This is a genomic window from Mycobacterium sp., assembly GCF_032161845.1.
In the GTDB taxonomy this organism is placed as follows: Bacteria; Actinomycetota; Actinomycetes; order Mycobacteriales; family Mycobacteriaceae; genus Mycobacterium.
This window is the reverse complement of the sequence record NZ_JAVRQA010000257.1, coordinates 1-18,420: the sequence shown is the minus strand read 5'-3', so window position 1 is coordinate 18,420 and position 18,420 is coordinate 1. Positions and strand designations below refer to the sequence as shown.

The window sequence follows — 18,420 nt, the reverse complement described above, 5'->3', positions numbered from 1 at the left end:
CGCCGCAGGTCAACGCGACCCCGGGCATGCCGGAGCGCAAGGCCGTCGGACGTCGCCAGGCTCGGGTGCGCGAGATCATGCACACCCTGCCGCCCGCGGCCCAGGAAGCCATCCGCAAGGATCTCGAACGCACTGCGCGGCACCGTACCGGTGCTGAGGACGATCTAGTTCCGACGGCGTCCATCCCAGTGCCGCAAGGAGTGACACCGTGAGCTGTCGAAGGTCGTTGATCGCAGTGATTGTCGTAGGGATGGCGTTCGGTATTGTCTCGCAAGCGCCGGCGCACGCCGTTCCTGGGCCCGAGGTGGAGTACACCTACGACGTGATGGTGCGGCGGCATTACGACTTTCCGAACAACGACGCCATCGGCTACGGCTACGGAATCTGCAACAAGGTCACAAGCGGCGAGGGCTACCCGCAGGTGATGGGGGATGTGAAGAACGACGTGACTCCCGATGACGAGTTCGCGGCCAATTACCTGGTTTCGAACGCCGTGGGGATCTTGTGCCCGGCGCAGATCTGGCAGCTGCGCAATTCGGCGGCGGGCTACCGACCACCACCGGCTTAGCCGCGGTCACGGGACTGCTTTCTGAGACTCCATGTTCAAGGCGGCCCTATCCAACTCAGGACCGCAACCGCAGGACTGTTACGTCGCGTAACACAGCGACGCATAACCGCAGGACACAGAAGACGCGCGTAACACCACCATCGAACATTCGTCGCAGCTCAGAGCCCATTTTCGCAGGAAATGCAAGGGGTTCGAATCCCTTTAGCTCCACTTAGAAACCGCAGTTCAGAGGTATAAAAAGCAAGTTACGTACCGCGGCCACTCCCGCACGTCATCCGCCGTGTCCTGCATCGCCGCGACGGAACGCTTGACTTCCTGGCACGGCGCGTCTCACAAACACAGTGCGGCCATATGCGACGTTCGTGCGGCCTGCCAGCGCCTCGCGGCGATGACACCGAGCGTTGGTCGTAGCCGCGTCGACGGGCTCGAAATGTGACGCGAATTTCCTGATCACCGGACGACTCGTTAGGCGGCAACCATCTTGAACGGCATGTCGATCACGAGTTGTTTGTTGATGCCGCAGGCACCGCTGGGGGAGGACGTGATGTCGTCACCGAGATAGGTGTTGGAACCAGACGGCGACGCCTGGCCCGTCAGTGGGTCTCCGGCGTAGAAACGGAATAACTGCAATCCGTCGGCAGCGCTGCCGTCGGGGCACCGCTGCCAGCCGGGTATCGGATGCCGGACAAACCACATACCCGACTTCTTGTCGATGTCGGCAGTCCATCCAAGGTCGCTGGTCATGGTCCCGGTGCAGTCGGTGGGATCGACGCAGGTCGACGAGATCATCCAAATGCTCCGGACGCTCGACTCATTGCGGAATTGATCGTTGGTTTGTGCCCAGTCGCCGTTCGACGTGGCGATGTAGCGACCGTTGAGGCTGCCGTCGTCGGGTTGGGCGGCGGCGGTTGGAGGCGTCGCGACGAAGACGAGCGTCGCGGCCACTCCGAGGATCGTCGCGGCGAGTCCCGGCGCGCGACGCGGGAACTTCGTTGCCAAGGGTGTCCGAAACGTCGGCATGCTTCTCACAACCGTGACAGGGAGATCGGATAGCTCAACGTCCCTGGGGCGCCGTCGCAGCCCGCGTCGAAGGACGAGTCAAGGGTCCCGGCCATCGTGTTCGCATCCCAGGAGTAGACGTCATGGGTCATGCTTGTGGGGCCGTAATAGACGTTCCCGCAACGTAATCCGTACGGGTCATCGACGGCGAGCGTGTAGCTGCCGCCGGCGAGTTGGGCATCGGCGGAGTAGTTGAACGCCTTTGCATTGGGCCTGCCGATCCCGAACACGTGAATGCAGGCAGGCGGCGGCGTGCCACCGTTGATGCAGGGCGTCACCGACCACGCCCAGGTGTGGAAGTCGAACCTGTCCGGAATGTTCAGGTCGAAGTTACCGATCGGGTTGGCGGCGCTGGCGGGCGGCGCGATGACGGTCGCGAGCGAGACCAGCGCAGCGCCTACCACGCCCGCGAGAGCCTTCTTCATGGCGCGTCTAACTTCGTAATGGCCCCGGAGGATTCGGCGGCTGTCTGTGCGCCCAGTGGGATGGTCTAAGTAACCCCAAGGCTCTCCAGAAACGGTCAACGCTGGGCCGTAGCGACAGGCGCATCCCGTATCGACGTCCTGGCGTCGGTACGTCGCCTGACGCTGACGTAGACATGTCACGCACATCTGTACACCTTTCAGGTTCGATAATCAGCACCTTATATGTGTCGAAATGCGACAGTGATAGTTTCGCCACAATGTAGTCTGCCGTGCAGGTGCTGATAGGCAGCGAACTACTTCGAGGAAACCGCTACCGACAGGAGGCTCGGTGAGCAACGCACGAGACGCTGAACGGCATACCAACGTCGCAGCGGGCGACAGCGGCGACGGTGGGGGACCGCGTCAGCGAATCCGACGGTTCGCCGGGCAGCCATGAACCGCAACGTCGTGCGGCCCCTTGCCGGTCTTGGCACCGTCGTCGCGATCATCGCGATCGCGGCGCTCGCCATCTATCTGTTCCAGGGCGGGGGCAACGCGAGCGTCCCGGTCATGGTGATGTCGCCGCGTGCGGGCCTGGTGATGAACCCCGACGCCAAGGTGAAACTGCTGGGCGTGCAGATCGGCAGGGTCGCCTCCATCACCGACGCTCCCAACGGCCAAGCCGAATTGCACCTGGAAATGGATCCGGAGCGGCTGGCCAAGGTTCCGGCCAACGTGCTCGTCGACATCAGCTCGACGACGGTGTTCGGCGCCAAGTCCGTGGAATTGGTCCCCCCAGCCGATCCTTCGCCGCAATCGCTCAAGCCTGGCCAGGTCCTCGACGCCGGGCGCGTCACCGTCGAATTCAACACGATCTTCGAGCAGCTGACCTCGGTGCTGTCGAAGATCCAGCCCGAGCAGCTCAACGCCACCCTGGGCGCCATCTCCTCGGCGCTCGACGGTCGCGGCGAGAAGTTCGGTCAGGCACTCAGCGACTTGGACAAGCTGCTGGCGACCCTGGATCCCAGTCTGCTGAATCTGAACCACGACATCTCCGTGGCGCCGACGGTCCTCAACACCTACGCCGACGCGGCACCAGACCTGCTGAGCACGGCAGGAAACGCGACCGTACTCAGCCAGACCATCGTCGATGAGCAACACAACCTCGACGCAGTCCTGATCAGCGCCATCGGACTTGGCGACATCGGCAACGACGTGATCGGATCCAACCGCCAACCGCTGACCGACCTGCTGCACCTGTTGGTGCCAACCACTGACCTCACCAATCGCTACAACGAGGCGCTGACCTGCACTCTCGCCGGGATCAGCCGCCTGGCAGGGGAGCCCCCGCTGCAGGAGCCCGGAGTGGTGGTCTCGATCGGATTCGAACTGGGCCTGGAACGCTATCGCTACCCGGCCGACATGCCGAAGGTAGCCGCCTCGGGCGGTCCGCAGTGTCTGGGTCTGCCCACGGTCCCCCCGAACACCCGCCCGCCGTTCCTCATCGCCGACGTCGGCGCCAACCCCGCACAATATGGAAACCAAGGGATCCTGCCCAATTCCGACGCACTCAAGCAGGCGCTGTTCGGACCCATCGACGGGCCACCCCGCAACACTGCGCAAATCGGGCAACCCGGATGAGCCCCCAGAACCGAATGATCGTGAAATTCGGCGCCTTCGCGACCGCGATGGCCCTGCTGACCGCATCGCTGTTCGTCATCTTCGGCCAATACCGAACCGGGACGACCAACAGCTTCTCAGCGGTCTTCCGCGACGTATCGGGATTGCAGGCCGGTGACTCCGTCCGAGCCTCCGGGATACGCGTCGGCACTGTGAACAACGTCGCGGTCCAACCGGACAACACCGTCGTCGCGACGTTCGACGCCGACCGCGACGTCGAACTCACCACCGGCAGCAAGGCCGCCGTCCGTTACCTCAACCTGGTCGGGGACCGCTACCTCGAACTCGCCGACGGCCCAGGATCGACCCGCCTCCTGCCCGCCGGCTCGCAGATCCCCATCGACCGGACGGCGCCGGCGCTGGACCTCGACCAGTTGCTGGGCGGCCTCAAACCGGTCATCGCCGGCCTCAACCCGCAGGACGTCAACGCCTTGACGGCATCGCTGTTGCAGGTGTTCCAAGGACAGGGCGGAACACTGAATTCGCTGCTGTCCAGTACTGCGTCGTTCTCCAATGATCTGGCCGACAACGATCAGGTGATCCAGCAACTGATCGACAACCTCAACACGGTGTTGGCCACGCTCGCCAAGGACGGCGACAAGTTCTCCGGAGCCATCGACCGCTTCCAGCGACTGGTCAGCGGACTCGCCCACGACCGCGACCCGATCGGTACCGCCATCGACTCATTGAGCACCGGAACCGCCTCGATCGCCGAGCTCCTCACTGCCGCCCGGCCCCCGCTGGCGGGCACGGTTGCACAGCTGAACCGGCTGGCGCCGCTGCTCGATGAGCACAAGGTGCTCGTCGACACCGCGCTGCAGAAGGCACCCGACAATTACCGCAAACTGGTTCGTCTCGGCTCCTACGGCGCCTGGTTCAACTACTACCTCTGCGAATTGTCCTTCCGCGTGACCGATGAGCAGGGCCGCACCGCGGTGTTCCCGTGGGTCAAACAGACCACTGGCAGGTGCGGAGAGTCCTGATGATCAAATACCGCGGGTCTCAACTCGTTCGGCCGGGAATCATCGGCATCGTCCTCCTAATGCTGGTCATCGCCGTGGGGCTGCAGCCCGAGACGCTGAAGTCGTGGGCGACGGCCATCCGGTATCAGGCGTTGTTCGCCGAGGCGGGTGGACTCACAGCGGGCAACGCGGTGCGGCTATCCGGGACGAAGATCGGCACGGTCAGCAGTGTTTCGCTCGACGCCGACAAGGTACTGGTCACCTTCACCATCGACGGCAAGATCCGGCTCGGCTCGGACACCACGGCACATATCCGCACCGGGACCCTGCTGGGTCAGCGAGTCCTCGTCGTCGAATCGGCGGGCAGCCAGCGCCTCAATTCCTCCGACGTGATCCCGTTGTCGCGGACCTCGTCGCCGTATTCGCTGACACAAGCGGTCGGCGACCTGACCACGAATACGGCGGGCACCGACACCGACACCGTCAACGCCTCCCTGGATACCCTGGCCGACACCATCGATCAGATCGCCCCCCAGCTGGGCTCGACGTTCGACGGCTTGACGCGGTTGTCGCGCGCGCTCAACGGCCGCAACGACACCCTGCGACAGTTGCTGGCCAGTGCGGGTCAGGTCAGCGGTGTGCTTGGGCAACGCAGCCAACAACTCAACACCCTGATCCTGGACGCCAACGACCTGCTCGGGGTGCTCACCGACCGGCGCGAGGCGATCGTCGAGCTGATCACCAGCATCGGTGCGGTGGCGCGGCAGCTCTCCGGACTGGTCGCCGACAACGAGAAGGTCCTCGCGCCCACACTGGACAAGCTGAACTCAGTCACCGCGATGCTGCAGAAGAACCGCGACAACATCGCCAAGGCGTTGCCCGGGCTGGCGAAATATCAAGTCACCCAGGGTGAGTCGGTATCCAACGGCTTCTACTACAACGCCTACGAACCCAACTTGTCACCCCTGCAGCTCCTGCAGCCGTTCCTGGACTACGCGTTCGGGTTCCGGCGTGGCGTCAACGCCGGCCGCCCACCCGACAATGCCGGGCCGCGAGCCGAACTCCCGTTGCCCTACAACGGGATTCCGGGAGGCTCACGATGAGCCGGACGAGGCGGGCGGTCCTGTTGGCCGGCGTCCTGGTGCTGCTGCTCGTCGGCGGCGCGACCTTCCTAGTGCGCCAAAGCTACTTCGGGCTCACCAGAGTCACCGCGTACTTCACCAGCGCCACCGGAATCTACCCCGGCGACGAGGTGCGGGTCCTCGGGGTGAAGGTCGGCACCATCACCGCCATCGAGCCGGCCGGCACCCAAGCCAGGATGACGATCGACGTCGACCATGGTGTACCGATCCCCGCGGACGCCAAAGCGGTGATCGTCGCTCAGAGCCTCGTCGCCGCCCGGTTCGTCCAGCTGGCCCCCGCCTACGCCGCCAGCGGCCCGACCATGCTCGACGGCGCGGTGATTCCCGTCGAGAGGACCGCGATCCCCGTCGAGTGGGACGAGGTGAAGAGCCAATTGATGCGGCTGGCAACCGATCTCGGACCCCGCACCGACGTGCCGGGCACCTCGGTGTCGCGGTTCATCGACAGTGCCGCCGACGCGCTGGCCGGCAACGGCGACAAACTGCGCAAGACGCTGGCGGAGCTCTCCGGGGTGGGACGCATCCTCGCCGACGGCAGCGGCAACCTCGTCGAGACCATCAAGAACCTGCAGACCTTCGTCACCGCGCTGCGCGACAGCAACGAGCAAATCGTGTCCTTTCAGGACCGATTCGCCACGCTGGCCAGTGTGCTCAACGACGCTACGCCAGGATTGGACGCGGCATTGACGGACCTGTCCGTCGCCGTCGGCGACGTCCAACGCTTCATCGGCGGTAGCCGCAACCAAACCGCCGAACAGATCCGGCGGCTGGCCGACGTTACCCAGAATCTCGTCGACCACAAGACCGACGTGGAAAACATCCTGCACGTCGCACCCAACGCCATCGCCAACGGATACAACATCTACAACCCGGACGCCGGTAGCTTCGTCGGCTCCTTCGTCTTGAACAACTTCGCCGACCCCAGCAGGTTCGTCTGCGACGGTATCGCCGCAGTCGCCGACGCGACCTCAGCCGAGACGTCGAAATTGTGTGCGCAGACCCTCGGCCCCGCATTGCGGCTGCCCAACTTCAACTACCTTCCGTTCCCGGTGAACCCGTTCCTGACGAAGTCGCCGGCCAACGTCCTCTACAGCGATCCGGCGCTGGCGCCCGGCGGCAGCGGTCCGCCGCCAGGACCGCCGGACGCCCCGCTCCCGGTGTCGGCGTACACCGGATCGGCGGACAACCCGTTCCCCGCGCCGGCGGACGTGCCGCCGCCGGTGGTCGCTCCCGGTCCGACCGCACCCGATCACCTCCCGGCCGCCCCGTCACCCGCCCGGTTCCCCGGCGCGCCGCTGCCCGATCCGCCTCCCGTCGCGGTGCCGCAGTCACCGCCACCATCGGCCCCGCCCGAGCAGGAGCCGGCACCGGCGCCTACCCCGACACTGCCGCAGTTGCTGCTCCCCGCCGAAGGGGTGCCATCATGATGGACCGGATCGCGAAACCGATGGCCCGCCTGGTCTTAGTGGCGGGCTGCGTGATTGCGGTGGCGACGGGGTGCGCGTTCCACGGCGTGAATTCCCTGCCGCTGCCGGGCACGGTCGGTCAAGGATCGGACGCCCACGTCTATCACGCTGAGTTCGCCAACATCGGCACGCTGGAATCGAATTCGCCGGTATTGATCGACGACGTCGTGGTCGGCGCAGTCGGAAAGATGACGTTCTCGCACTGGCACGTCGACGTCGACATATCGGTGAAACCGGATGTCGTGGTCCCCGCCAACGCGGTGGCGAGCATCGGGCAGACCAGTCTGCTCGGTACATTGCACCTGTCGCTGGACCCCCCGCTCGGTCAGACACCCGTCGGGCGGCTCGCGCCGGGCGCGACGCTGCCGCTGCAGGATTCGGCAACGTATCCCTCCACCGAGCAAGCGCTGTCGTCGCTGTCGACGGTCGTCAACGGCGGCGGCCTGGGGCAGATCGGCGACGTCATCCACAACTTCAACGCCGCACTGTCCGGGCGGCAGGGCGACGTCCGAGATCTGCTGACGCGCCTGTCGAACTTCGTCGGAACACTCGACGGGCAACGCGAGAACATGATCGCCGCGATCGCCGCGCTGAACCGACTCGCCGGTACCTTCGCCGGCCAACGCGACGTGATCTCGGCTGCGCTGCAGAAGATTCCCCCCGCGCTCGACGTGCTGAGCACCGAACGCCCGCGCCTCACCACCGCACTCGGCAAGCTGGGCGCACTCAGTGACACCGCCACCCGGCTGGTCAACGACAGCCAAGGTGATTTGGTGACGAATCTGCGCAACCTGGACCCCACCATCCGCGCCCTAGCCGACGTGGGTGACGGACTCGACCAGGCGCTGGCGTCGGTGGGGGTGTTCCCGCTGAGCCAGAACCTCATCGACCGGGGGCTACGCGGCGACTACATGAATCTCTTCGCGGTCCTGGACTTGACCGTCCCCCGGCTCAAGCGTTCGTTGCTGCTGGGCACCCGGTGGGGTCAGCCCGGGGAAGCCCTGGTGCCGGCCCCCGGGGATCCGTACTACCTGCGCTACACCTACGACCCGCTGACGTTCCCGATCACCGGGGCACCCCCGGCTCCAGTGGGCAGCCCGCCACCGGCCGCGGTGGGCTCGGCCCCACTACCAACGGGGGTGCCCGGCGAGGCAGTAATTGGACCCCAGGGGGATCCGCCGCCGATCTTCGCGGGGCCCTACGGCGGGTCCCCTGCGCAGGCGGCCGAGCCGCCTGCCCCGGCCACCGCGCCCGCTCCGCCGGGTCCGCCGGCTCCTGCGGGGGGTGGTGGCTGATGTTGACGCGTTTCGTTCGCACTCAGCTGATCATCTTCACCGTCGCGGGTGTCGTCGGCATCGCGGTAATGGTGCTGGGATACATGCAAGTGCCGACCATATTGGGCATCGGCCACTTCACCGTCACGCTGGAACTGCCGGCCTCCGGTGGGCTCTACCGACTCAGCAACGTCACCTACCGCGGGGTGCAGATCGGCACGGTGACTAACGTCGACGTCACGGACGACAAACACGTGGAGGCGACCCTCTCGCTGAACACCTCGCCGAGAGTCCCGTCCGCGCTGACCGCGCAGGTGCGCAGTATCTCGGCAGTCGGCGAACAGTACGTCGATCTTCAGCCGCACGGTGACTCCGGGCCCTATCTGCAGAACGGGTCGGTCATTCCGCTGTCGGACACCGTGATTCCCCAACAGGTCGGACCGATGCTCGATCAGCTCAACGCGCTGGTCGGCAGCATCCCGCAGGACAAGTTCGGGCAGCTGCTCGACGAGTCCTTCAAGGCCTTCGACGGTGCCGGGTACGACTTCGGCTCACTACTCGACTCGACGGGGAAGGTGACCGGCGATCTCAACGGGGTCGCCGACCAGACCCGGGCGCTGATCGACGACAGTGGGCCGCTGCTGGATTCGCAAGCTCAGGGCACCGAGGCGATCCACACCTGGACGCGCAGCCTGGCCGGTATCACCACCCAGCTGACCCACAACGATCCGCAGATCCGCACGTTGCTGCAGACGGGTCCGGGGGCCGCCGACGAAGTGTCCAAGCTGCTCAGCGACGTCAAACCCACCCTGCCGGTGTTGTTGGCCAACCTCGGCGCAATCGGTCAGATCGGGGTGACGTACAACCCGTCGCTCCAACAGTTGCTGGTCCTGCTTCCGGCGTACGCTTCGGCCATCGAGTCGGTGGCGCCGGTCAACAATCCCACCGGACTCGCGTTGGGTGACTTCTCCACCACCATCGCCGATCCGCCCGCCTGCACGGTGGGATTTCTGCCCCCATCGACGTGGCGATCGCCGGCCGACACCAGTGAAACGGACACCCCCGACGGTCTCTACTGCAAGTTGCCGCAGGATTCGCCGATCTCCGTGCGGGGTGCGCGCAACTATCCCTGCATGGGCCACCCGGGCAAGCGGGCACCGACGGTCCAGCTGTGTGACGATCCGAGGGGATTCGTCCCGTTGGCCGAGCGTCAGCACGCGCTCGGACCGTATCCACTCGACCCGAACCTGATCGCTCAAGGCATCCCCCCCGACGATCGGGTGAATCACGACGCCAACATCTACGGCCCCATCCAGGGCACCCCGCTGCCTCCGGGAATCGCGCCGGTGCCAGGCGCAACCCCTCCGGGACCGGCCGACCCAGAACAGGACGCCACACCCCCGGACGCCTCGCCGTCCCCCAATACGCCCGCACCGACCGCTGACACGCCTGCGGACCCGGCAGCCGCGCCGAGTTCCTTCACCGGCACGGGGACTGGTGCGTCGCCGTCGGCTGCGGTCGTGCGCTACAACCCGCGCACGGGGGCGTACATGGGCTCTGACGGCCACTTGTACCACCAGGCGAATCTCGCGCAAGGCGCCCCGGAGGCCTGGACGGACCTGGTCCTGGGCGGACAGTGACGCGCACCCGCCAGCATCGACGAGGCGCACCGCGTCATCTACGCCGACGAGGACTTCGACATCCCGTTCGGCCGCATTGCCAAGGGCACCGTCTCGAGCATGTCGTGCGAGATCAAGGGCATGGTCGACGGCGAAGAGCGCCTCATGATCGAACACATCACCAAATTGCGTCGCGAGGACTTCGCCGAGTACGGCCTCGATGACGTCTACCGGGTGATCATCGAGGGCGAGCCGAACATCAAGGTGGGCATGTGGCTCACCTCGGATTTCGTCCTCGAGTAGGACGCCGCAAGGTGTGCGCACCGGTATTGCCGGTGCCCCACTGGATGATTCGATACGGCACGCCGACACCTCCGCTGGCTGGTGGACCCGTGTCGCTACCCGGTTGCACCGGGAGCGTCGAACATCTTGGTCAGATCGAGCTGGCCGGATTGCACTGCGCCGAAGAACCCGCCGTCGGTGACTAATGCTTCGCCGTTGATGTAGCTCGACCGGGGGCTGTTGAGGAAGATCAGTGGCCACGCCTGTTCCTCGGGGGTGGAGCGCCGACGGATCGGGCCGATGAAGGCGTCGATGATGTTCTGTCCGGCGAACTCGACGAAGTGGGGCATCATCGCGGTGTCCGTGGGACCGGGGTTGATGCAATTGAGCCGGATACCGTCGGAGATCAGGGTGGCGCCGCGGGATGCCACCCACGCGTTGATGGCCTTCTTCGAGAACGGGTATGCCCCCGTCTCGAGCATCTCGCCATTGGTCTCGCACCACCGCTTGCCTTCGTCGAATCCATCGGTCGCCACCAGCTCCATCAGCTGCTCCAGTTCGAGCTGCCACCCCATGGCGGCGTTGGACGCAACCACCGCGATCGCACCGCCAGCAGGAATCTTTGGTAGCACCAGGTCCACCAGATGCCGCGCCCCCACGAAATTGACCAGCATCACGTCCAGACCGGAGAACGGCGGGCCCGGCAGGCCAGCGCAGCCGAAGTAGCCATCCACCGGTCCCTCGATCGATGCGGCCGCCTCCTCGATGGACGCGCGGTCGCGCAGGTCAACCTCGACCACCTGGTCGACGGGAACGTCGGTGCGCCGGACGTCGAGCGCAGTGACGCGCGCACCCAGGTTGGTCAGGATCGTCGCGGTCGCGGCGCCCATCCCGGACGCGGCGCCGGTGACCACCACATGGCGTCCCGCGTATCCCAGTACGTCTTCCATGAGTCCTCCGAACAAGTTGGGTGCGAAGATGATGTCTGTCTTCACGACGGTATAGCAGGTGCCGAAATAAAAACATGTCATTCTCTTCAAGAGAATGGGCTGCTAGCGTGACACGACACGATCAACTCCGCTGCACTAGGCCCCACGGCGAGTGCAGCGGCGATCGAATTTCTTTCGAGCTGGAGGTAGTGCGCGGTGAGTGACCGGTGGGACTACGACAAGATGTTCATCGACGGTGCTTGGACGGCGGACGACGTGGTGGGCGTCATAGAGGTCATCGACCCGGCCACCGAGGAGGTCATCGGCTCGGTCCCCGACGCGGGCCTCAAGGCCACCCACGCGGCGGTCGCGGCGGCCCGGCGGGCATTCGACGACGGGCCCTGGCCACGGACGTCGCCCCGAGAACGGGCGACGGTGCTGCGTCGATTCGCCGCCATCCTCGATGAGCGCCACGACGTACTCAAGAAACTGGTGATGGCCGAGTCGGGGTCGGTCGGCTTCCTCGCCGACATCATTCAGGTGCGGGGCACCATCGACATCGCCGAATGGATCGCCGAGGCCATGGAGCTTTCGGTGCGCTGGACGGAGGTGTCTCCGCCGGCCGGCGGCCCGACTGGAATGGCCGGAAACGCCGTAGTTCGAGAACCGGTGGGCGTGGTGGCCGCCATCACCCCGTTCAACTTCCCGTTCTTTCTCAACATCGTCAAAGTGCTCCCGGCATTGGCAGCCGGCTGCACGGTGGTGCTCAAACCACATCAGTGGACCCCGCTGGACGCCTTCGAAATCGCCAAAGCGGCTCAGGACGCCGAACTTCCGCCCGGCGTGCTGAACGTCATCGCCGGCGGACCTGAGGTCGGTGAGGAGCTGACCACCCACCCCTTGGTTGACATGGTGACGTTCACCGGCTCCACGGCGACCGGGCGGGCGATCATGGCGGCCGCTGCCCCCACGGTCAAGCGTCTGCAACTCGAGCTCGGCGGCAAGAGCGCGTCGATCGTCTTGGACGACGTCTCCGAAGAACACGTCGCCGCGATGGGGATCATTACCTCGATGATTCACGCCGGGCAGGGATGTGCGATCCAGACCAGACTGCTGCTGCCCGAGCACCTACTCGACGCCTACGTCGAGGGTGCCAAGAAATCCGCAGCGTCGCTCAAGGTCGGCGACCCCCGAGAGCCCGACACGCTGATCGGACCGCTGATCCGCGAGCAGCAGCGCGCTCGTGTCGAGGGGTACGTGCAGTCAGGGATCGACGAGGGCGCCGAACTCCTCTTCGGCGGCAAACGTCCCGAACATCTGACGAAGGGCTTCTTCTACGAACCGACGCTATTCATCAACGCGCGCAACGACATGCGCATCGCCCAGGAGGAGATCTTCGGACCGGTGCTCACCGTCATCACCTACAAGACCGAAGCCGAGGCGATCCGCATCGCGAACGATTCGATCTATGGACTTGGCGGTGGCGTCGTTGCCGGCAATACGGCGCGCGGCTTCAATGTCGCGCGCCAACTCCGGGCCGGCAACGTCATGGTGCAGACGGTGGGGTCGCCCACCATCAACGCCGAGACTTTGGGCACCTCCGGTCCCGGTTGGTCAGCCGAACAGCCCAACGGCGTGGGTATCACCGGCGTCTTCGGCGGATTCAAGCAGAGCGGGGTAGGCCGAGAATGGGGCCACCACGGGATCGAGGAGTTCACCGAACTCAAGTCCATCGCTTGGAGCTGAGGCGTTTTCGGAGTTCATCCTTGCGCACCTTGCCGGTGGCCGTCCGAGGTAGGTCATCGACGATCTCGAGGCGTTCCGGGGTCAGCTGCCGCGTGGTCCCGGCGACCGAGAAATACGCACGAATGCCGTTGAGCGACAATGTGGCTGCGGGCCGCAGCACCACGAAGGCGCAGACCCGTTCTCCGTAAAGAGGGTCTGGTGCCGCCACGACAGCGGCTTCGGCCACCGCCTCGTGTTCGGCCAGGATGTCCTCGATCAACTTCGAGGACAGGTTCTCCCCGCCCCGGATGATGAGGTCTTTTCGACGGTCGGTGATGGTGAGGTAGCCGTCGGGGTCGAGCACGCCGATGTCACCTGTGCGAAACCACCGGCCGGGCAGGAACGCATCGGCGTCCAGTGCCGAATCACGGTACCCCGCAAACAATTCCGGGCCGCGACTGAGGATCTCGCCGGGACAGCCCGCAGGTAGGTCCTGCAGAGTGTCATCCACGATCCGGACCGCGACGCCGTCGAGAAGCCGGCCATCGGTGTGCGCCCGCTTGTCCAGGGCATCCTCCGACGAGCCCCCGCTGATCGAGGGATGCTCGCTGGAACCGTAGGCGCGGAAGGCCATGATTCCGTGCTGGTGAGCCCGCTCGATCACGCTCGGCGGCACGCTGGCACCGCCGACTCCGTACTCACGCAGACTGGAGAGGTCGACCTCTCCGGCGAGGTCCAGCAGCGTCGTCAGGAAGAACGGCGTTCCGCCCGTTGCGGTGACGCCATGCTCGTTGATGAGCCGCGCCGCCGTCGCGGCATCCCAGCTGTCCAGCACCACGTGCGGGATTCCCTGGAGCAGCATGCGCAACAGCCCCAGGGTGCCGGCGACGTGGCCGGACGGGAACGCCGCGAGGATGACGCTGTCGGTCGCGACGCCGGTCAGGCGCGTGCGCAGCTCTGCGAGCAGGGTGGCGTGGGTGTGCTGCACTCCCTTGGGCTGCCCGGTCGTGCCCGAGGTGTAGACCAGCAGGCAGACGTCGTCCGGCGCGGCGGCTGTCTGCGTGGACAACGGTTCGCTGCCGTCCACCAGCTGCGCCCAGTCGAGGTATCCGTGCGGTACGCAGTCCCCGATGACGGCCACCGATGACAGCTCGGGGCAGCGGCCGACGCGGTGCAGATCGGCGAGGTAGTCCCGCCGACCCCACCGGTCCGGCGTCACCAGCAGCCGAGCCCGCGACTCCCGCAGGATCAAGCCCAGTTCGCGTGGGCCGTAGCTGGCCACCACCGGGACCAGTACCGCCCCGACGAGCACCGCGGCCGCCTGCGCGACGACCCCTTCGATCCGGCTGGGTACCTGGACGGCGACACTGTCGCCGGGCTGTATGCCGAGGCTGCGGAAGGCCGCCGCGCAGCGGGCGGCCCGGTCGACGAGGTCGGCGAGCGATACCGTGTCGCTGCGCGTGGCGCTGCAAAAGGTGGCGGGGAGGTCGGGTCGGGCGCTGGCCGCGGCGAGGATGGCGAGGGGCAACGTGAGCGGCTCGTCAGCGCTGGTTGCGGAGCGCGATCGCCAGGGATCATCCGCCGACACCGTCACTGCGGGCCGCTCGCGAATGTCGCTGCGCCTGCCGCTATCACCGCGTTGTCGCGGCCCTCGTCGACGAGTGTGAAGCGGACCACCACCCGCCCGCCGAGCCCGGCCCATCCGTCTGTCCGCACGAGGAACGGACCGGTACGGCCGGGACTTACGAAGTGGACGTCCCAGTCGCGAACCTGGACGGCGTCGGCCCCGGCCAGTTCGGCGGCCAGCTCCATCGCGGCGGCCTCGAGCACCACGTGGATCGGGCCCAGGTGCAGCGACGCCGAGGTCGACGCGTGACGAGAGGTGAGGGCGGGTAACTGCCAGCCATCGGCGGTGCTCTTCGCTCCGAAGACCACGTGCAGCGGCGGCAGGTCGACGGTATCGGGTAGCTGCGGCGGTACGTCCACAGGCCGAAACGACGCTGGCGCGTCGCCGAGTGTGACGCCGATCCCGGTGGTTATGGCGATGACACGTGCGGAGTCGGCGGCGTCGGTGATCAGCGATCGGCTGAAGCCCACCTTGGCTCCCCGGCGCACGGTGCTGCGGGCGACCCGGATCTCCGCGACGTCGCGGGCGTCGTCGAGGATGTGAAGGCCGTAGGCGACGGGCGCGGGGATCGCCTCGCGATCGCGCCAGCCGCCGGTTTCAGGTGCGGCGATCGCCAATGGCGCTGCCATGATTCCGCCTGCGCTGTTCCGCATGTCGCGGCGCAGCAGCACCGTATCGGGATCTACGGCCTGGTTGAACGCCCGACCGAGGTACCAGTACGTGATGAGGCCATCGGGTCCCATCATCTCGCGCAGACGATCCCAGTATTCCTCGACGGGACCCTCGCGAATGTCTCGAACCACGCTGCGATACCTCTCTGCCGGTGGGCGATGCCACCGCTGAACGCGAGACGTTGGGCCCGCGTGCATGACGCCATCATCTGGACATGCATTTGGCATGTTGTTTTTTCAACACTAGTCATACTAGTTTTAGAAACATGACGTTATCGGATCCGCATCAGGATCGTCGCGGCAATGGAGGCCGACCGTGGATCTTGAGCTGATCCCGGATCAGGAGTTGCTGAGGGATACGACCGGGGAGTTCCTGCAAGCGACCATGCCGTTGACCGCCGTGAGGGCGCTGGCCGAGAACCCGGCCGGGTTTGACCGTGGGTGGTGGCAGCGCGGGGCGGAACTCGGCTGGACCTCGCTGCTCGTCGCCGAGCGCTGGGGCGGCGGGAGCGTCTCGGGGGCGGGGTTGCGTGACCTCGCTTTGGTCGCCGAGGAGATGGGCGCGATGGTGTCCCCGGGGCCCCTGATGGCTACGAACGTGGTCGCGCAGACCCTTTCGCGCGATGCCTCCGACGAACTCGCGTCTGACGTCCTGCCTGGTCTGCTCTCCGGTGAGTCGGTCGCCGCATGGTGTGTGGCGGAGCCCGGCCGTGACATCACCCCGGACGGGATCACACTGCGCGCGCGTCGCGATGGAGACGAGTTCATCCTCGACGGGGTGAAGCGGCCGGTGGATGCCGGCGGGCAGGCCGATTGGCTTCTGGTAACCGCTACCGGGTCCGGGGGCTTGTCCCAGTTCCTCGTGCCGTCGTCGGCATCCGGTCTGCGGATCAGCCCCCTGCACGGACTCGACCTGGTCCGCAAACACGCCGAGATCGTCTTCGACGGCGTGCGGGTGCCCTCATCGGCTTTGGTCGGTGTGCTCGGTGGCGCCGCGCCTGCGTTCGAGGCGCAGTTGCAGACGGCCCTGGTACTGCAGTGCGCCGAGATGGTGGGCGCGACCGACCGAGTCTTCGACTTCACCGTCCAATACGCGTTCGACCGTTCGTCCTTTGGTCGCGCACTGGCGTCCTACCAAGCCCTCAAGCACCGCTTCGCCGACATGAAGCTGTGGCTCGAGTCAGCTCACGCCATCACTGTCGATGCCACCAGGGCCGTCCAGGACGGTACGCCCGACGCCGGTGAGATCGTCCGGGTTGCCAAGGCCTACGTCGCCGAACGCTGCCCGGAGCTGATCCAGGACTGCATTCAGATGCACGGCGGCATCGGAGTCACCTGGGAGCACGACCTGCACCTGTATCTGCGTCGCGTCGTCGTAAATCGGCAGACCTATGGCGACCCACTACACCAGCGCGACCAAGTGGCGATCCTCGCCAACAGATAGGGAACAAACCATGACTGCCGCGACCGCAACCCCCGGGGGACTGGCCGAAGACCTGGGCACCTTTCACGCGAGAGCCAAGGAGTGGGTGACCGCGAACCTGGAACCCCTCAACGGCGCCGACCCCTACCTGGGGCACGCGACCGACGACGCCGACCATGTGGTCCGCGCCAAGGCGATTCAACGCAAACTCTTCGACGGCGGGTTCGCCGGACTCTGCTACCCCGTCGAATACGGCGGGCGCGGCCTGCCGGCGGAATATCAGGACGCGTTCATCGACGTGACCTACGGCTACGAACTGCCCCGGCTGTTCAACACCCCTACCTTCACCATCATCTTGCCGACGATCCTGGACTTCGGCACCGAAGAGCAGAAGAGACGATTCATCCCCGCCGCGCTCAAGGGGGAGGAACTGTGGGTCCAGTTCCTCTCCGAGCCGAGCGGCGGATCCGACCTGGCTGGAGCCCTGACTAGGGCTGACCGCCGTGGCGACGTCTTCGTTATCAACGGGTCGAAGATCTGGAGCACGTACGCGTGGAAGTCGGATTACGCGTTGTGCGTGGCCCGCACCGACTGGGATGTTCCCAAGCACAAGGGGCTCAGCGTCCTCATGGTCAAGGTCCACCAACCGGGGATCACCATCACCCAGATCAAACACGTCGACGGAACCGACGACTTCTGCCAGGAATTCTTCGACGACGTCGCCGTCCCCGCCGATCAGGTCCTCGGCGAGGTCGACGACGGGTGGACCGTCGCGTCGCGGCTGCTGCTGCACGAGCGGGAGGCGATGAGCGGCTCCTCGCCGTATGCGATGGCGCCGCGCACCGCGGCCCATGAGAGTGATCAGGTCAGCGCCGCGGCTCTCGCGCAAGACTCGGGCGGCGCGACCGATCCCCTGGTGCGTCAGCTGATCGGGGAAGCGCGGGTGCTCACCCGTGTGCACACCGCGCTCGTCGGCCGCATCGCCACGTCCATCCGCACTGGCCGCCTGCCCGCCGCGGCCGGCTCGATCCCGCGGCTGTCGAACGGGATGATGCGGGTCAGACTGGCCAGCATTGCCCTGGAGATCGCCGGCGACCGTGCGGTCGCCTGGACCGACGACGATCCGACCGGCGACCTCGGCGTGGCCTACCTCGGCCGCCAGGGGCCCTGCATCGGTGGCGGCACCACCGAAATCACCCGCAACATCATCAGCGAACGCGTCCTCGGTATGCCGCGCGAGCCTGCCGAGGACCGGGACCGCCCGTTCCGGGACGTGCGGACCAACGCAGCAATCCAACGACCCCGATCATGACCAACGCAGGAGGAACCATGGCCAAACTCGACTTTCCGGTATTCGACGCCGACAACCACTTGTACGAAACCCAGGATGCCTTCACCCGACACTTGCCCGCCAAGTACGACGGGCTGTTCAAATACGTCGAGGTGAATGGGCGCACCAAGATCGCCGTCGACAACGTGATCAGCGACTACATCCCCAATCCCACGTTCGACGTCGTCGCGCGCCCCGGGGCATTCGCCGAGTACTTCTCGGGCAACAACCCCGAAGGCAAGTCGCTGCGGGAGCTGGC

The 18,420-nt window shown here is 66.0% G+C and carries 16 protein-coding genes and 2 pseudogenes; 13 read left to right on the top strand and 5 right to left on the bottom strand.

The annotated features are described in order from the left end of the window. Together QOD90_RS14685 and QOD90_RS14680 are read left to right on the top strand one after the other, a co-directional pair. A pseudogene (locus tag QOD90_RS14685) lies at positions 1-212 on the top strand (ABC transporter ATP-binding protein); the annotation flags it as partial. A gap of 38 nt (positions 213-250) precedes the next feature. After that, positions 251-568: a DUF732 domain-containing protein gene (locus tag QOD90_RS14680; RefSeq protein WP_526350901.1), complete on the top strand. Its 318-nt coding sequence runs from the start codon at positions 251-253 to the stop codon at positions 566-568. A gap of 465 nt (positions 569-1,033) precedes the next feature. On the opposite strand, the gene QOD90_RS14675 is transcribed toward QOD90_RS14680, so the two are convergent. Together QOD90_RS14675 and QOD90_RS14670 are read right to left on the bottom strand one after the other, a co-directional pair. Further along, positions 1,034-1,588 (bottom strand): Rv2253/PknI dimerization domain-containing protein, encoded by a 555-nt coding sequence (locus QOD90_RS14675; protein ID WP_526350899.1) that lies wholly within the window; start codon positions 1,586-1,588, stop codon positions 1,034-1,036. Between the two features lie 5 nt (positions 1,589-1,593). Next, positions 1,594-2,052 (bottom strand): hypothetical protein, encoded by a 459-nt coding sequence (locus QOD90_RS14670; protein WP_526350897.1) that lies wholly within the window; start codon positions 2,050-2,052, stop codon positions 1,594-1,596. 432 nt (positions 2,053-2,484) lie between these two features. Here QOD90_RS14670 and QOD90_RS14665 point away from each other — a divergent pair, with 432 nt between their 5' ends. The 7 genes from QOD90_RS14665 to QOD90_RS14635 all read left to right on the top strand — a co-directional run bounded on the left by QOD90_RS14665 (position 2,485) and on the right by QOD90_RS14635 (position 10,477). After that, positions 2,485-3,672: an MCE family protein gene (locus tag QOD90_RS14665; protein ID WP_526350895.1), complete on the top strand. Its 1,188-nt coding sequence runs from the start codon at positions 2,485-2,487 to the stop codon at positions 3,670-3,672. Continuing rightward, positions 3,669-4,694 (top strand): MCE family protein, encoded by a 1,026-nt coding sequence (locus tag QOD90_RS14660; protein ID WP_526350893.1) that lies wholly within the window; start codon positions 3,669-3,671, stop codon positions 4,692-4,694. The genes QOD90_RS14665 and QOD90_RS14660 overlap by 4 nt, the downstream gene beginning before the upstream one ends. Further along, positions 4,694-5,776, top strand: coding sequence for an MCE family protein (locus QOD90_RS14655; protein WP_526350891.1), 1,083 nt, complete (start codon positions 4,694-4,696; stop codon positions 5,774-5,776). Before QOD90_RS14660 ends, QOD90_RS14655 begins: the two co-directional genes overlap by 1 nt. After that, on the top strand, positions 5,773-7,242 hold the full coding sequence (locus QOD90_RS14650) for an MCE family protein (RefSeq protein ID WP_526350889.1): 1,470 nt from the start codon (positions 5,773-5,775) through the stop codon (positions 7,240-7,242). Before QOD90_RS14655 ends, QOD90_RS14650 begins: the two co-directional genes overlap by 4 nt. Further along, a complete protein-coding gene (locus tag QOD90_RS14645; protein WP_526350887.1) occupies positions 7,239-8,576 on the top strand; it encodes an MCE family protein in 1,338 nt (445 codons plus the stop codon). The genes QOD90_RS14650 and QOD90_RS14645 overlap by 4 nt, the downstream gene beginning before the upstream one ends. Further along, complete coding sequence (locus tag QOD90_RS14640; protein ID WP_526350885.1) at positions 8,576-10,195, top strand: MCE family protein; 1,620 nt, start codon at positions 8,576-8,578, stop codon at positions 10,193-10,195. Before QOD90_RS14645 ends, QOD90_RS14640 begins: the two co-directional genes overlap by 1 nt. Before the next feature lie 99 nt (positions 10,196-10,294). After that, positions 10,295-10,477: a hypothetical protein gene (locus tag QOD90_RS14635; protein WP_526350883.1), complete on the top strand. Its 183-nt coding sequence runs from the start codon at positions 10,295-10,297 to the stop codon at positions 10,475-10,477. A 95-nt stretch (positions 10,478-10,572) separates the two neighbouring features. On the opposite strand, the gene QOD90_RS14630 is transcribed toward QOD90_RS14635, so the two are convergent. Continuing rightward, complete coding sequence (locus tag QOD90_RS14630; RefSeq protein ID WP_526350881.1) at positions 10,573-11,451, bottom strand: coniferyl-alcohol dehydrogenase; 879 nt, start codon at positions 11,449-11,451, stop codon at positions 10,573-10,575. Positions 11,452-11,601: 150 nt separating this feature from the next. Here QOD90_RS14630 and QOD90_RS14625 point away from each other — a divergent pair, with 150 nt between their 5' ends. Next, a complete protein-coding gene (locus QOD90_RS14625; RefSeq protein ID WP_526350879.1) occupies positions 11,602-13,131 on the top strand; it encodes an aldehyde dehydrogenase family protein in 1,530 nt (509 codons plus the stop codon). On the opposite strand, the gene QOD90_RS14620 is transcribed toward QOD90_RS14625, so the two are convergent. Together QOD90_RS14620 and QOD90_RS14615 are read right to left on the bottom strand one after the other, a co-directional pair. Next, positions 13,109-14,638, bottom strand: a complete 1,530-nt coding sequence (locus tag QOD90_RS14620; RefSeq protein ID WP_526350877.1) for an AMP-binding protein — start codon at positions 14,636-14,638, stop codon at positions 13,109-13,111. The genes QOD90_RS14625 and QOD90_RS14620 overlap by 23 nt on opposite strands. 62 nt (positions 14,639-14,700) lie before the next feature. Then, the gene (locus QOD90_RS14615) at positions 14,701-15,540 is read right to left on the bottom strand and encodes a hypothetical protein (protein ID WP_526350875.1); all 840 of its coding nucleotides are present in this window, start codon (positions 15,538-15,540) and stop codon (positions 14,701-14,703) included. A gap of 184 nt (positions 15,541-15,724) precedes the next feature. Between QOD90_RS14615 and QOD90_RS14610 the strand changes: the two genes are divergently transcribed. From QOD90_RS14610 to QOD90_RS14600, 3 genes and pseudogenes are all read left to right on the top strand, one after another. Then, complete coding sequence (locus QOD90_RS14610) at positions 15,725-16,852, top strand: acyl-CoA dehydrogenase family protein (RefSeq protein WP_526350874.1); 1,128 nt, start codon at positions 15,725-15,727, stop codon at positions 16,850-16,852. A gap of 10 nt (positions 16,853-16,862) precedes the next feature. Beyond that, positions 16,863-18,143 carry an acyl-CoA dehydrogenase family protein gene (locus tag QOD90_RS14605; protein ID WP_526350872.1) on the top strand — a complete coding sequence of 427 codons (1,281 nt, stop codon included), beginning with the start codon at positions 16,863-16,865 and terminating at the stop codon, positions 18,141-18,143. Next, a pseudogene (locus QOD90_RS14600) lies at positions 18,140-18,420 on the top strand (amidohydrolase family protein); the annotation flags it as partial. The gene QOD90_RS14605 and the pseudogene QOD90_RS14600, both read left to right, overlap by 4 nt.

What these genes read in the sequence shown, in the direction of transcription:
- QOD90_RS14655 (WP_526350891.1), top strand. Translation starts at nt 4,694, where the DNA reads ATGATCAAATACCGCGGGTCTCAACTCGTTCGGCCGGGAATCATCGGC.
- QOD90_RS14665 (WP_526350895.1), top strand. Translation starts at nt 2,485, where the DNA reads ATGAACCGCAACGTCGTGCGGCCCCTTGCCGGTCTTGGCACCGTCGTC.
- QOD90_RS14650 (WP_526350889.1), top strand. Translation starts at nt 5,773, where the DNA reads ATGAGCCGGACGAGGCGGGCGGTCCTGTTGGCCGGCGTCCTGGTGCTG.
- QOD90_RS14675 (WP_526350899.1), bottom strand. Translation starts at nt 1,588, where the DNA reads ATGCCGACGTTTCGGACACCCTTGGCAACGAAGTTCCCGCGTCGCGCG.
- QOD90_RS14660 (WP_526350893.1), top strand. Translation starts at nt 3,669, where the DNA reads ATGAGCCCCCAGAACCGAATGATCGTGAAATTCGGCGCCTTCGCGACC.
- QOD90_RS14680 (WP_526350901.1), top strand. Translation starts at nt 251, where the DNA reads ATGGCGTTCGGTATTGTCTCGCAAGCGCCGGCGCACGCCGTTCCTGGG.
- QOD90_RS14670 (WP_526350897.1), bottom strand. Translation starts at nt 2,052, where the DNA reads ATGAAGAAGGCTCTCGCGGGCGTGGTAGGCGCTGCGCTGGTCTCGCTC.
- QOD90_RS14605 (WP_526350872.1), top strand. Translation starts at nt 16,863, where the DNA reads ATGACTGCCGCGACCGCAACCCCCGGGGGACTGGCCGAAGACCTGGGC.
- QOD90_RS14635 (WP_526350883.1), top strand. Translation starts at nt 10,295, where the DNA reads ATGTCGTGCGAGATCAAGGGCATGGTCGACGGCGAAGAGCGCCTCATG.
- QOD90_RS14645 (WP_526350887.1), top strand. Translation starts at nt 7,239, where the DNA reads ATGATGGACCGGATCGCGAAACCGATGGCCCGCCTGGTCTTAGTGGCG.
- QOD90_RS14640 (WP_526350885.1), top strand. Translation starts at nt 8,576, where the DNA reads ATGTTGACGCGTTTCGTTCGCACTCAGCTGATCATCTTCACCGTCGCG.